General features: G+C 54.4%; 11 protein-coding genes. 6 read left to right on the top strand and 5 right to left on the bottom strand.

What is annotated here, in order from left to right:
- Nucleotides 1–93: 93 nt before the first annotated feature.
- Nucleotides 94–2,868: a T9SS type A sorting domain-containing protein gene (locus tag B3M32_RS12135; RefSeq protein WP_290747262.1), complete on the bottom strand. Its 2,775-nt coding sequence runs from the start codon at nucleotides 2,866–2,868 to the stop codon at nucleotides 94–96.
- Between the two features lie 201 nt (nucleotides 2,869–3,069).
- On the opposite strand from B3M32_RS12135, the gene B3M32_RS12140 reads away from it, so the two are divergent.
- Nucleotides 3,070–4,281, top strand: a complete 1,212-nt coding sequence (locus tag B3M32_RS12140) for a prepilin-type N-terminal cleavage/methylation domain-containing protein (protein WP_290747264.1) — start codon at nucleotides 3,070–3,072, stop codon at nucleotides 4,279–4,281.
- Between the two features lie 19 nt (nucleotides 4,282–4,300).
- On the opposite strand, the gene B3M32_RS12145 is transcribed toward B3M32_RS12140, so the two are convergent.
- Both B3M32_RS12145 and B3M32_RS12150 read right to left on the bottom strand, forming a co-directional pair.
- Nucleotides 4,301–4,525: a DUF167 domain-containing protein gene (locus B3M32_RS12145; protein ID WP_290747266.1), complete on the bottom strand. Its 225-nt coding sequence runs from the start codon at nucleotides 4,523–4,525 to the stop codon at nucleotides 4,301–4,303.
- Nucleotides 4,522–5,049, bottom strand: a complete 528-nt coding sequence (locus tag B3M32_RS12150; RefSeq protein ID WP_290747268.1) for a DivIVA domain-containing protein — start codon at nucleotides 5,047–5,049, stop codon at nucleotides 4,522–4,524. Before B3M32_RS12150 ends, B3M32_RS12145 begins: the two co-directional genes overlap by 4 nt.
- 120 nt (nucleotides 5,050–5,169) lie before the next feature.
- Here B3M32_RS12150 and B3M32_RS12155 point away from each other — a divergent pair, with 120 nt between their 5' ends.
- The 5 genes from B3M32_RS12155 to yidC all read left to right on the top strand — a co-directional run bounded on the left by B3M32_RS12155 (nucleotide 5,170) and on the right by yidC (nucleotide 9,015).
- Nucleotides 5,170–6,267, top strand: a complete 1,098-nt coding sequence (locus B3M32_RS12155) for a GGDEF domain-containing protein (RefSeq protein ID WP_290747270.1) — start codon at nucleotides 5,170–5,172, stop codon at nucleotides 6,265–6,267.
- 160 nt (nucleotides 6,268–6,427) lie between these two features.
- Nucleotides 6,428–6,583, top strand: a complete 156-nt coding sequence (gene rpmH / locus B3M32_RS12160) for a 50S ribosomal protein L34 (RefSeq protein ID WP_290747272.1) — start codon at nucleotides 6,428–6,430, stop codon at nucleotides 6,581–6,583.
- Between the two features lie 38 nt (nucleotides 6,584–6,621).
- On the top strand, nucleotides 6,622–6,948 hold the full coding sequence (locus tag B3M32_RS12165) for a ribonuclease P protein component (RefSeq protein ID WP_290747339.1): 327 nt from the start codon (nucleotides 6,622–6,624) through the stop codon (nucleotides 6,946–6,948).
- The gene (gene yidD, locus B3M32_RS12170) at nucleotides 6,935–7,183 is read left to right on the top strand and encodes a membrane protein insertion efficiency factor YidD (protein ID WP_290747274.1); all 249 of its coding nucleotides are present in this window, start codon (nucleotides 6,935–6,937) and stop codon (nucleotides 7,181–7,183) included. Before B3M32_RS12165 ends, yidD begins: the two co-directional genes overlap by 14 nt.
- On the top strand, nucleotides 7,180–9,015 hold the full coding sequence (gene yidC / locus B3M32_RS12175; protein WP_290747276.1) for a membrane protein insertase YidC: 1,836 nt from the start codon (nucleotides 7,180–7,182) through the stop codon (nucleotides 9,013–9,015). The genes yidD and yidC overlap by 4 nt, the downstream gene beginning before the upstream one ends.
- Before the next feature lie 9 nt (nucleotides 9,016–9,024).
- On the opposite strand, the gene B3M32_RS12180 is transcribed toward yidC, so the two are convergent.
- Together B3M32_RS12180 and B3M32_RS12185 are read right to left on the bottom strand one after the other, a co-directional pair.
- Nucleotides 9,025–9,900 carry a rhamnan synthesis F family protein gene (locus tag B3M32_RS12180; protein WP_290747278.1) on the bottom strand — a complete coding sequence of 292 codons (876 nt, stop codon included), beginning with the start codon at nucleotides 9,898–9,900 and terminating at the stop codon, nucleotides 9,025–9,027.
- 17 nt (nucleotides 9,901–9,917) lie between these two features.
- Complete coding sequence (locus tag B3M32_RS12185) at nucleotides 9,918–12,203, bottom strand: ribonuclease R family protein (protein ID WP_290747280.1); 2,286 nt, start codon at nucleotides 12,201–12,203, stop codon at nucleotides 9,918–9,920.

Consider the following 12,203-nt stretch of genomic DNA (forward strand, 5'->3'; position numbering starts at 1 on the left):
GACCACCGCTACCAACGACGAGAATGTTCATAAGCGAGTCCTTATCTTTTGATCAAAAGATAATTTAGAAAAATTGAGGCGAAGCCTGACGGCTTACTTCACAAAGATTCTTGCGGAGCGCATCTGGGACTTGCTTGCAATGCGAACCATGTAGGTTCCCTGCGGCAGTGACGCGAGGCTATAGCTCTTGGCGCCCACGACCTGATCGTCAAAGGATTCCACCAAATGACCCATCATGTCGAATACCTGTACGCGAACCGTCGAAAGGCTCGGCTGCACGACCGTAAGTTCGTTATTCGCAAAGCTGAACTTGAAACCGCTCTTTGCCGAGGCGGCAATCGCCTCCGACTTCGACTCGATTTTCTTCGCCTTGAACTTGGCCGTATAGGTCACGTTCTTTGTCACGTCGGCAATCTTTGCATCCCAGCCATCGAAGGTGAACGTAGAGTCCTTGGAATCCTTCTTGGTCGCTTCCGGGACCTTGATCTTGTCGGCCTTGGTGCCGTACTCGTAGTAGGCGGAATCCAGAATCTTGCCCTCGGACACGAACTTCACGAGGTACTTGTTTACCGTGCTGTCGAATACCGCCGTGTAGGTGGCATCACCCGTCACGTCGGCCAGTTTCTTGTCCCAGGCCTTGAAGGTGTAGGTGTACTTGTCCGTAGCGGCCTTCTTGGTTTCGGGCTTCTTGAGGCTATCGGCCTTCGTGCCGTAGGCGTACTGGGCAGAATCAGCCTTGCCATCGACGACGAACTTCACGAGGTACTTGTTCACCGTGCTGTCGAACAGAGCCGTGTAGGTGGCATCACCCGTCACGTCGGCCAACTTCTTGTCCCATGCCTTGAAGGTGTAGGTATACTGGGCCGTGGCGGCCTTCTTGGTTTCGGGAATCTTGAGGCTATCGGCTTTCGTGCCGTAGGCATACTGGGCGGAATCAGCCTTGCCTTCGACGACGAATTTTACGAAGTACTTGTTCAGGGTGCTGTCGAACAGAGCCGTATAGGCGGTAGCTTCCGTCACCTCGACAAATTCCCTGTCCCAAGTATCGAACGTGTAGGTATACTTGTCCGTAGCGGGCTTGACCGGAGTCCCGTCGTATGCAGGAACAGAACCGTACGCCCATTCTGCCGAAGCCAGGGTGTCGACGCCGTCGAGGAAGGTTACCGTGTACGTGCGGAGCGTGCTGTCCCACACCACCTGGTAAGTGGCGTCCTCGGTCGCAGCGACAATTTCCGGAGTAAACAATCCCGTGAAAGTAAAGCGGTGCGATACCGTGGGTTCTATGTTCTTCGCGTACCTATTACAGAGGTGGCATTTCGGCATGTCGCCTTCGGAAACGATCAGTTCTTCAATCACGTTTTCACCGTCAACAAAGGTGATGGTGTAAACCGGAAGGTTGACGCAGCTGACGTTGTCGATTTCGAGGGAGCCTTCTTTCCCGATTTCACCCTGGATATCCCAGTCAAAAGCTTCGACACGCTTCATCGCGTCCGTGAGGTTCACCGCCTTGCCCCAACCGTTCTGCTGCTTCAACTGCGTTGCGACGGGAATCACTTCGGTCTTCCAGACTTCACTCTCCGCAACACTCGTCATGTGATAGTTGCCGCCCACATCGTAGCTCGAGCGAATCCTGAAGTTGTGCGCGGCACCCCTGTAATCATACTTGATGACCTCGCATGTCGAAAGGTCACGGGCGCTCACGTCGTACACGCTCATCACGGCACGTGCATACGGGATATCAGAAGAATCCGGCTTCAGCAGATATGTCAACTTTGCGGCGTTAGACGAATCGTCTGCAGAGGCGCCATACGAAACTTCGAACTTGCCGCCATTGCCCACGGCGCCATCTAGCGAGAACTTGCCGTTCCATTCGTTCACGCATTCTTCACCGTCCGCGCAATTTTCGAAATCTTCGACAAGAACCGTTTCGCCTTCCTCCATCTTGTAAACAAGCGAACTGTCGAACACCGCGTGGTACGAGGTATCCGCCGTCGCCGCGGCAAAAGGCCTGTCCCAACCCTTGAAGTAGTAAGCGAAGCTATCGCTAGGCGCCCTCACAGGAGTTGCTCCGGGATAGGTGACCATTTCGCCTTCGGGGAGTATCGTCGTCTTTACGAGGCGGGCGTCACTGTAGAACGCAATAAGGTGTCCATCCGGCCTGATGCACTTCAAGTTGTCGATGTAGAGGTATTCGCCCGTAAACTCGTCCTCGATATTCCAGCGAACACGAATGACAGTGCTTGCATCCAGGTGATTGGCACCCCAGCCATAACGGTCCTTCAGGTCACTCGGCTTCACATGGGCAACGGTAAGCGTATCGCTTGCCGGTATCGGCTTTTTTATGTCGCTGTAGTGCATATGGTCATCGTCATCTCCGTCGGAGGTTAGAACGAACTGGTGAGCGGCACCCTTATATTCATAGGTATACTCCGTACACGCACCGACGACACCTACGGGGTAAAGCACGGTAATGCCAATATTGTTTGTGCGGCCAAAGAAACCAATGCCATAATCGGTTCCTTCCACGGCGTTCGAAGTGTCTATGGAAACGAACCTCGTCACGGTGATTACGCTGTCCACTTTAACGATACTGTCTACCTCGACAACGCTGCCTGTCGAATCCTCGCTGTCGACCTTGATGACATGGTCTACTTTGATAACGCTGTCTGCCGTAACTTCGAGCAGGTAGATGCTTTCGTTCTCGTTACCTACCGTACCCGCCACATTATCCCAGGTATGGAAGTAATAGCCTACCCCGTTTTCCGATGGCTTAACCGTATTGAAATCACTTAACAGGACTTCTTTTGCCATGCCGACCGTGGCCGCAAGTCCGATAATTATGGCGGGGTACATGAGTTTGCGCTCCATTTTGCGTATCTCCGGAGTTGGGGGTTGGGGATTTAGAGATACCAAACATCTGTACAGCCTGGGGAAAAATAGCTAAAATCCGGTTTCGCCTGTGATTACGCTCATAGTCAAAATGCATTATTCCAAGCGGTAATAAGGCCTAGTATGCGCATTTGCGGGATTTTATATAATTTTTGTAAGATCTTTATCAGGACACCTCATATGAAAAAGGGCTTTACACTTGTCGAAGTCATGATCGTCGTGATTGTAATGGGCATCTTGGCCGTTGTCGCCTTGCCCAAGTTGTTCGGCCATATTGCAAAGGCCAAAGCGGCGGAAGTCCCTATTGCGGCGGGAACCTATATAAAGCTGCAGGACGCTTACCTTACAGAATCGCCCGTTGTTGGCAGCTGGCAACGGATTGGCTACGCCCCACCGGGCTCGAATGGCCGGAGCAATTATTTTGAATATAAGGGATGTGTCGTTGACGATATTCCGATAAGCATCGCCGAGGCGGGTATTGTCGGCTGGCAGGCGTTCAATATTGAAAAACTGAAGGATTGCAGGTCCCGTAATGCCTGGACTGTCGCTGTCAACCCTACTGGAGAACGAAGCCTCAGTTACGACCATATCGTTTCGTCCGTAGATTGTGCCGCACTTACCTTGAAGTGGGATGTGGCGACCATTCCTGAGGGGGCGTGCGAAGCGTCCATGCAGATGGCAGAAGCGGAGCCGCCTTCGAGTTCTCCGGAAGGAGAGGAGATGTCGTCGGAGGCCGAGGAAGAACCGGAATCGTCGCCCTCCGCATCTGCGGATTCCGATAGTGATGACGATGCCGAGGAAGTTGATTGCGAGGCATTGGCGGCCTCGGTTAACAGTAATGGTAAAAAGAATGGCTGGGAATGCTTCGCGGAATGCGGTATATTCTTGCCTCCGGGAAAAATTCCGAATAGGAGCGGCAACAAGAGATACACGAAGAAAAAGAATAATCCAGAGTGCCAGATGCCGAGTTCGTCAGGAACGGCTTCGAGCGCGGCGAACAGCTCCGTTGCTCAAAGCAGCTCCAGCAAGGCGGTTGCCAGTTCCAATAGCCAGCAGCCCGCCAGCTCGCATAGTGTTGTCGGAGATCCTGTAAATGATGATGTAAATAATCCTGTGAATGGTGGCGAAAATAAAGTTAGTTCGGGACAGGGAATATCGTCTTCCAGTGAAGCCGAAGCTGAAATAAGCGACCCCGAACCGGAAGTTCCTGCCATCGTCGACCAGGATGGCAACCAGATTAGCGCCGATGCGTATGCTGCCATAGATGCAACAATAGATCTGTGTACTGACCTCAAAGGACATGGGACAAATTGTAAGAAGACGACGCCTATTTCAAAGGACCAGTGCGCAGAATATGATACCCGATATAACTGGTGTATAACAAAAAAATAGCCGTAGTCTGCCAATTAAGCTATAGCCCGTCGATTTCGACAACCTTCTTGTTGTTCGTACTCCCGAGAACGACGCGGACGTCGCGCTTGTGTACCTTGAAATGCGAGGCGAGGAGCTCGCAGATGGCTTCGTTTGCCGCCCCTTCGACAGGAGGGGCTTTTACGTCTACCTTGTAGCTGCCGTCGGGCTGGGCGACGACGCTTTCACGCTTGCTGCGGGCGTGAACCTTGATGTTTATTCTCACGCGAGGACTTTTCCGACGTTGGCGGTTCCCGGGGCGGGAACGCTGCGTTCCTGGCTTTCGCGCAGTTCGCGCTGGTCGTTTTCCATGGCGGCAAGGAGTTCTTCTTGGCCGCGGATGAGGGCTCGGCAACGGATAAAGTAGTTGTTGCGAAGCTGCTTGAGCTGCTCAATTTCGGCCCGCAGGTTTTCGGCCTCGCGCTTGGTGTTTTCGACTTCGCGGACGGCGCGTGCCTTGGCTTCGGCAATAATCAGTTCGGCTTCTTTTTCGGCAGATGCCTTGACCTCGTCAACCGTCTTCTGCATGGTGACGACGGCGTCCTGGATGGTCTTTTCAATTTGTCTGTAATAATTTACACGCTCTTCTGCAATCTTCAACCGCTCCGTGAGGTCGGTGCGGTTGCGCGACATTTGTTCGAAAGCCGTGGCCGTGGTTTCCAAGAAGGCCTTGACTTCTTCGGCGTCAATGCCGCCAAAATTCTTCTTGTGGAATGTCTGGTTGCGGATATCAAGAGGTGTTAGTTCCATTGTTCGCCTACTGAAAAGTGAATGCAAATCTTATAAAAAAATACATAATAAAGTTTTTTTTGACTTTTTCTTTGTGTAAAAGATATATTAAATGATAGAGAAAATGTGGGGGGAAGGGACATGTTGGGATTTGCACGACGAATTTGGGCCAAGCAGGAGACTCTGGAGCAGAGACTCTTCTGGATGATTTTGGCCATTTCTCTGTTTCTTGCTTTTGGGTGTGTTGTTATTACCGCGGCCGAGCAGGTGGGCGTCTTTGCGGTGGTGATGTGCGCCATGATTTTCGTGGCTTGCGTTGTCTCTGGCATCCTTGTGCATGTGACATCCCGCATTTCTTTGGGCTTCTTTATCCTTATCGTGTTTCTTTCGTGCGTCTCGTCGCCGTTGCTTTTCTTTTTGTGCGGCGGGATCAAGAGCGCCATGCCGTATTTCTTGTTGTCGGGGCCGTTCCTGTGCGGATTTATCACTAACCGCCGTGCAAAGGTCGCTGGGGTGATCTTTACCCTGTTCATGGGCGTTCTCGTGTTTGTCGTGGCGTGGGTGAAGCCGGAATGGGTAGTCGAACCCGCGAGCGACTCCATCGTTATTTTGGACATCATGCTGAACTACGTGCTGTTCGGGGCCGCCCTTTTTGGCATCTGTTCTTATGCGGTAAACGCCTATATGGCCGAAAAGAGCCAAAAAGACAAGTTGATGAAAAAACTGGAAGAACTTTCCCGGCAAGACGACCTTACCGGGCTTTACAATCGCCGTTACTTTATTCAATATCTTGAAGATGTGGTATGGTACAACAGGGAATCCTTCTACATAGTGATGTTCGATATCGACGGGTTCAACCAGATTAACGAGACGTACGGAAAGGTCTTCGGGGATTCGGTAATTTGCGCCGTCGGACGGCTTGTCCGCACCAGCTTGAACGAAGATGTCGGCGAACGGGCTATCCGCTTTAGCGGCGAGACGTTCGCATGCGTGTTGAGGGGCGATTCCGAGATTTCCGCCTATACCCGTGCCGACCAGATCCGCGAGAAGGTGAGCAACCTGCAGTGGCAGGAATATCCGATGCTCCACGTGACTGTCAGCGGCGGTTTTATCTCTTGCGGTGTCGGGAATTCTTTCGACAGGCGCGCCATATCGCGTGTGGTGGACAACCTTCTCTATACGGTGAGGCTAAAGGGCGTGAATCAGCTCAAGATTCTCACGAGCCGCGATGTCTACTGATTTTATGTTGATAGATTGTTGATTAATTGTAGCCACGCCTGATTAATATCATTTTTAGTGCCGAAAAAGGGCTGTGAAGGCCCCGACCCCCTTGATTTGTGGCATTTTTTTGCTAAATTTGCGACTCAAAGAAAATTTGCATCTATAAAAAGGTTTTATCATGAAAAGAACATTCCAGCCTCATAATCGTAAGCGCGTCAACAAGCACGGCTTTATGACCCGCATGGAAGACCGTTGGGGTCGTGCTGTCCTGAGCCGTCGCCGAGCCAAGGGCCGCAAGCGCTTGACCATCAGCGACTCCATCTATAAGAAGTAAGTCGGGGTTGGCTTATAGCCGCTCTGCGTTCTTATCGGCTGCCGTCGCAGCCCGCTTACCGGCAAGTAGCCGTCCAGGGAAAGTTCGTCCGCTCACCGTCGTTGTCGATGAGGTGGATTGACAGTCCGGACGGTTTTTGTCGTTTTTGCTTTTTGGCAAAAAAGAAGAATGGCAATGCCGTATACCGCAACAAGTGTCGCAGGGTCCTGCGGCCGTTGTTTTATGGGATGGTGCCCAAGATAGGCAAGCCCGTATGGGCCATGGTCATCGTGACCGATTCCTCTGCGGAGATGACTCCGCTCCGTTTACGCGAATCTGCACAGAAGCTCTTCTTGAAAATGGGATGGGGCGATGCGGAGGATTAAGGGAGTGCTCGGGGCGTTGCTGATTGCCCCGATCCGCCTGTACCAGCTGGTGCATCCTTACTTTTTTCACGGGGTATGCCGGTTCCAGCCGACCTGTTCGCAGTATGCAATCGAGGCCATCCGGGTGCACGGACCCCTCAAAGGTTTCTATCTTGCTGTTTTTAGAATTCTGAGATGTAACCCCTTCTGCAAGGGCGGCTATGATCCGGTTCCGCCCAGAAAGGAAACCAAATGAACAAGAATACTATTATCGGTTCCGTTTTGATGGCCGTAATCGTCATCTGGTGGATGACCATGAATTCCGCCAATGCCGAGGCCCAGGCTGCAGCCAAGGCTAAGGCCAAGGAAGCCGCCGCTGCCGAAGCTGCCCAGTCGCAGCCTTCCGGCGAACTTGTCCTTCCGGACGAGAAGCCCGAAGTGAAGGCTCCTCCGGTTCTCGGAGCCCCGGTTGTTGCCGATTCCGCTACGGCTGATTCCGTAGCCACCGACTCTACCGTTGCCGCCGACAGCGCTGCCCAGCCTGCTCCGGTTGCCCCGCGTACGGTGACCGTCGAGACGGATAAGTTCATCATGACCCTCGACAACAGGGGCGGCAGGATCCGCAGCGTTATCGCGAAGGCCCTCGCCGACAGCGCCGGCAAGTTCCCGGAACTCATCCAGGATACGCTCCGTGGCGCCCTCGATTTGAAACTCGGCAATGCCGACTTGAGCGATGTGCTCTTTGCCGTGGACGCTCCGGAATGGATTACCGTAGATGCGGACACGAGCGTGCAGTTTGTCTTTGAAGATGCCGGCAAGAACAAGGTTATCCGCAGCTACGCCTTTACCAAGACGGGCGTCTCCGTGCGCCAGACGAACAAGTTCGAAGGATTCCGCCCGGCAGAATACGAACTGAGCTGGAAGGGCGGCATGAAGGAAACCGAAGAGCTCCCGAAAGGCAAGAGCTTTGGCGGGGCAAGCTACTTCTTTAGCGAAGTCATCTTCAACAATTCCGAAAACGTGGAACGCGAAACGGTCCGCGATGCCGAAACGTTCAAGAACGACCGCCTGGTGTGGGCGGGCTTGCGTCGCAAGTATATCGCCATGTCCGTCCAGTTCGACAAGCCCATCCCGGCAACCTTGCAGACGAAGTTCATGAAGGTCGAAGATGACGAGAAGGATCCGGGTACCTACCAGATTGCCTTGACGGACAACCTCCGCGGTGATTCGCTCAGTTACGAGTTCATGGTCCTCCCGCTGCAGTGGGACGAAATCGAGGCTTTGGGTAAGGACTACGAAAAGGTTATCGTCAGCGGATGGACCTGGTGCGGCGCCAACGTCTGGTTCGTGTGGATTTGCAAGATGCTTCTCAAGTTGCTGAAGCTGTTCTATGCGCTTATCCCGAACTACGGCGTGGCCATCATCCTCGTGACGTTTATCGTCCGCGGCATTACGACCCCGTTTACCGTGAAGCAGCTGAAGTCTACCCGCGGCATGGCCAAGCTCAAACCGCAGATTGACGAAATCAACGTGAAGTACCGTACCGACCCGCAGAAAAAGCAGGCGGCCATAATGGAGCTCTATAGCAAGAACAACATCAACCCGCTGGCCAGCTGCACGGGCGGATGCCTCCCGATGATTATCCAGATGCCGATTTTCATGGGCCTCTTCTTTGTCCTGGGCCGCGCCATGGAACTCCGCGGTATGCCCGCCTTCCTGTGGATATCGGACTTGAGCAAGAGCGACGTGGTCTGGAGCGGTTTCAGTATCCCGTTCGTCATGCCTGCCGGCTTGGCGATTCTCCCGTGGATCATGGTGGTGACGACATATTTCCAGACGAAGGTCACGATGAGCGGCAGCGCCGGCATGGATCCTGCACAGCAGAAGATGATGGTGTGGATGATGCCCGCGATGATGTTCTTCTTCAGCGCCGTGATGCCTTCGGGTCTTGTGCTCTACTGGATTATCTCGAATATCTGGAGCATTGTCCAGTACAAGGTCATCAACCGCAACCTCGTGCCGGCTACGGCTTCTTCCAAGCTTAACGGCAAGGAAGTGAAGGACGCGGAAATCGTAAAGAAGAAATAGTTCGGCTCGTCAGTGCTTCTTGAATTTGTCGAGAAGCCGCTTGGCGGGGAAGCCGGCCAGCTGGAAGGTCTTTTCCCAGGCGAAGTCACGAACACGATCTATGAGGCTGTCCTCGCAACGGGGCAGCCATTCTTTTTTGAAGTCGGGTGCGAACCCCGCCTTTTCGATCAGGGCGTGGTAGTTCTCGTTCAGGGCGTCGTAGGCGTGATAACGCACGAAGTGCTTTTTCTCTTCGTAGCTGAAACGGCGCTGTAGCAGTTTGCGTTTGATAAAGCCCGCTCCCTGCTCGATGAGTTCCCTGTAGGCGAAAAAGACGGGGCGTTCCGTATGGTATAGCGATTCCATCCGAACGTCCGCTTCGGCGAATTTTTCGCTGAGTCCGACTTCTAGGCGGCGCGTCACGTCGTAGAATTCGGTCTGTTCCGGGGTCTCGAAGATATGCATGAAGAATACGCCCAATGCCGCGGGCTTCATGTAGAGGAAAAACGACTGCAGGTGCGGCGCGAATTCGTCGTTGGACGTGAGCGATATGACGTCGGCGGGGCTCTCTTCGGCTCGTTGGAAGTATTCCTCGAACTTGTCCCGGTAATAGACGACGGAATCGTTGATGAGCAGCAGGCGCTCGATGTTTTCGTTTTCGGAATTGCTGATGGCCTGCATGTGCAGGTAGCGCCTCCACATGCCGAAATCATAGCCGTGGTTCTGCGTGAGGAACAGTTCGATGTTGTTGTCGGCGAGGAACTCGTAAGTCTTTTGCGATAGCTTCCGCTCGTTGGTCAGCAGAACGACCTTGAAATCGGTCTTGGCCAAGTGGCCAAGCGCATAGCGTACGTAGCCCGGAATCTCTTCGCCTTCCTGGTAGCTTGCGTACAGTGCGATTTTCATGGGCGTCCTGGCCATGCCTAGCGCCTTCTGCCGCGACCTTTCTTACCGCGGGAATCGTTGCGGGAACTGCTGCGGGAATCGCCGCGTGAATTGCCGCGCCCGCGGTCGGCGAACTGGGCCTTGCGGCGTTGCTCGCGGTTGCGCTTGACGGGCTGGTACTCGGGCTCAAAATCGTCCCCGTCAAATTCGTCGGGCTGGCTCAGGTAACCGAGGGCTTCCGCGGCGGCAGCACGGTCGGCGCGTTCTTCCTTGCGGTGCTCGCCCTGACGGCGCTTCTTCGGTTCGCTGCTAAGCTTTTCCAAAATGCTGAAGTCGGCCTGGCCGCGCAGCGGGTCCACGCGCAACAGGCGCACCAGGACCTTGTCGCCACGGCGGAAAGTGCGTCCGCTCTTCTTGCCGAAGGCGAGTCCCTGGTCGGGATTGAAAACGTAGAAGTCTTCGCCGACGATGTCGCGGAAACGTACGAGGCCTTCTGCGATCGGGTCGGCGATGGAGACGTAGATGCCCCATTCCTCGATGCCCGTGACGGTCGCTTCGAAGTCGTCGCCGACATGGCTCTTCAAAATCCAGCAGCTGCACACCTTGATGGAGATGCGTTCCACTTTCATGTTCTTGATTTCGTTTGTCGAAATCAGGTCGCAAACTTCGATGACGCTGTTCGCGCGTTCGGCGTTGATTTCCTTGCCCTTGCGCGCAAGTTCACGATGGCACCAGAGGTCGGCGTAACGGCGGATAGGCGAGGTAAAGTGGCTGTAGTCTTGCCAGTTCAATGCAAAGTGCCCGAAGCTGTTGCTGTCGTAGTGGGCTTTCTGCATACTGCGCAAGATGCGGTTCATCAGGGTTTCGTCGTCGCCGGCGCGCTTCACCAGGTGCTGGTACAGCTTGAAGGCGACCGGGTTCAGGTTCGTGTCGCCGCGCCTCGGCTTGCCCAGGTCGCGCAGCATCACGGGCGAATCCTTGAACAGGTCCGGATACATGTAGTACAGCTCCATGATGTCCTTGGTATCGGGAGCTTCGTGGATACGGTAGATTCCCTGCAGCTTGCGCTTCAGGAGTTCCTTGGCGCAGCAGTTGTTCGCGATGAGCATGCATTCCTCGACCCACGAATTGCTTTCGTCAGTCTCGCGCGGTATAATTTTCACGGGTTCGCCCTTCTCGTCGAACTGGCAGCCGTATTCGGTACTCTTGAATTCGAGCAGGCCTTCCTTGCTGCGGTTCTTCTTGAGCATCGCAGTCACCTCGGCGAGCGCCTTGATGGAATCGTCGCCGGCTTCCATCATCTGCACTGCCTCGCGGTAGGTGATGCCCTTCGATACGTTCACGATGCTGCGGTGAAAATCCCAGCTGAGCACGTTCGCGTTCTTGTCGAGTTCCATCATGCATGTGAAGGCGCAGCGGTCCACTCCCTGGTGCAGGCTGCACACGCCGCTCGAAAGCTTTTCGGGGAGCATGGGCACGGCTGTCCACGGCAGGTACTGCGTGTAGCTGCGTTCCAGGGCTTCTTCGTCGAGGTCACTGCCTTCGGGTACGTAGTAGCTCACGTCGGCGATATGCACGCCGAGCCTGTAGCCGCTGGCCGTACGTTCCACGCTGATGGCGTCGTCGTGGTCCATGGCGCCATCGGGGTCGATGCAGAGCACGTCGAGCTTGCGGTAATCGACGCGTCCCTTGAAGTCCTTCGCAGAAGGTTCCTTGATGCCTTCCACGAATTTCTTGATGGCGGGGGAGAAGTCCTTGGGGAGGTTGGCCTCTTCCATGAACTTCGTCTTGACTTCGTCCCAGGTGACGTTGAGCGCGTCGGCGGAGTGGTCCACCTTCGCCAAATAGCTGTGCTTGAGTTTCGGGTGCGGGTACAGCGTGAAGTTGATGGTCTCGCCTTCTTTGCCCGGGGCCTGGCGGCGGTGGCACATCTCGTATACCTTTCCGGTATCGATTTCGTGGACTTCCCATTTTTCTTCATCAAGCTGGTGCAAGATGCCGCGCTTGACGCGGGTCTCGTTGTCCTTGCCGGTCTGCCTGCGGCTGCGTGCGCCGGGACGGCGGTTGTCTTCGATGCCCTGCTCCGCGAACTTGCGGCGGCGTTTCTCGTTTTTCTCTTCCAGCGGTTCTCCGTCACCCAATTGGTATTCCTTGTGGCTGGTGCGCTTCAACAGTCCGCGTTCCACCATGTCGGCGAGCATCTGCTTGAAAGCCATCTTCTGCTTCTTGGGAAGTCCGAGCGCGCCGCGCAACTGGCTCCCGACCATCGGTTCGTCTCGGAGTATCGCAATAATCTGTTCTTCGCTAGGTAAATGCTGAGCCAT

Origin of the sequence: Fibrobacter sp. UBA4309, from assembly GCF_002395745.1 — a bacterium.
Classification (GTDB): Bacteria; Fibrobacterota; Fibrobacteria; order Fibrobacterales; family Fibrobacteraceae; genus Fibrobacter.

Bases quoted from the DNA above. Each gene is read 5' to 3' on its own strand.
- rpmH (WP_290747272.1), top strand. From the start codon at position 6,428: ATGAAAAGAACATTCCAGCCTCATAATCGTAAGCGCGTCAACAAGCAC.
- yidD (WP_290747274.1), top strand. From the start codon at position 6,935: ATGCGGAGGATTAAGGGAGTGCTCGGGGCGTTGCTGATTGCCCCGATC.
- B3M32_RS12140 (WP_290747264.1), top strand. From the start codon at position 3,070: ATGAAAAAGGGCTTTACACTTGTCGAAGTCATGATCGTCGTGATTGTA.
- B3M32_RS12180 (WP_290747278.1), bottom strand. From the start codon at position 9,900: ATGAAAATCGCACTGTACGCAAGCTACCAGGAAGGCGAAGAGATTCCG.
- B3M32_RS12135 (WP_290747262.1), bottom strand. From the start codon at position 2,868: ATGGAGCGCAAACTCATGTACCCCGCCATAATTATCGGACTTGCGGCC.
- B3M32_RS12150 (WP_290747268.1), bottom strand. From the start codon at position 5,049: ATGGAACTAACACCTCTTGATATCCGCAACCAGACATTCCACAAGAAG.
- yidC (WP_290747276.1), top strand. From the start codon at position 7,180: ATGAACAAGAATACTATTATCGGTTCCGTTTTGATGGCCGTAATCGTC.
- B3M32_RS12155 (WP_290747270.1), top strand. From the start codon at position 5,170: ATGTTGGGATTTGCACGACGAATTTGGGCCAAGCAGGAGACTCTGGAG.
- B3M32_RS12185 (WP_290747280.1), bottom strand. From the start codon at position 12,203: ATGGCTCAGCATTTACCTAGCGAAGAACAGATTATTGCGATACTCCGA.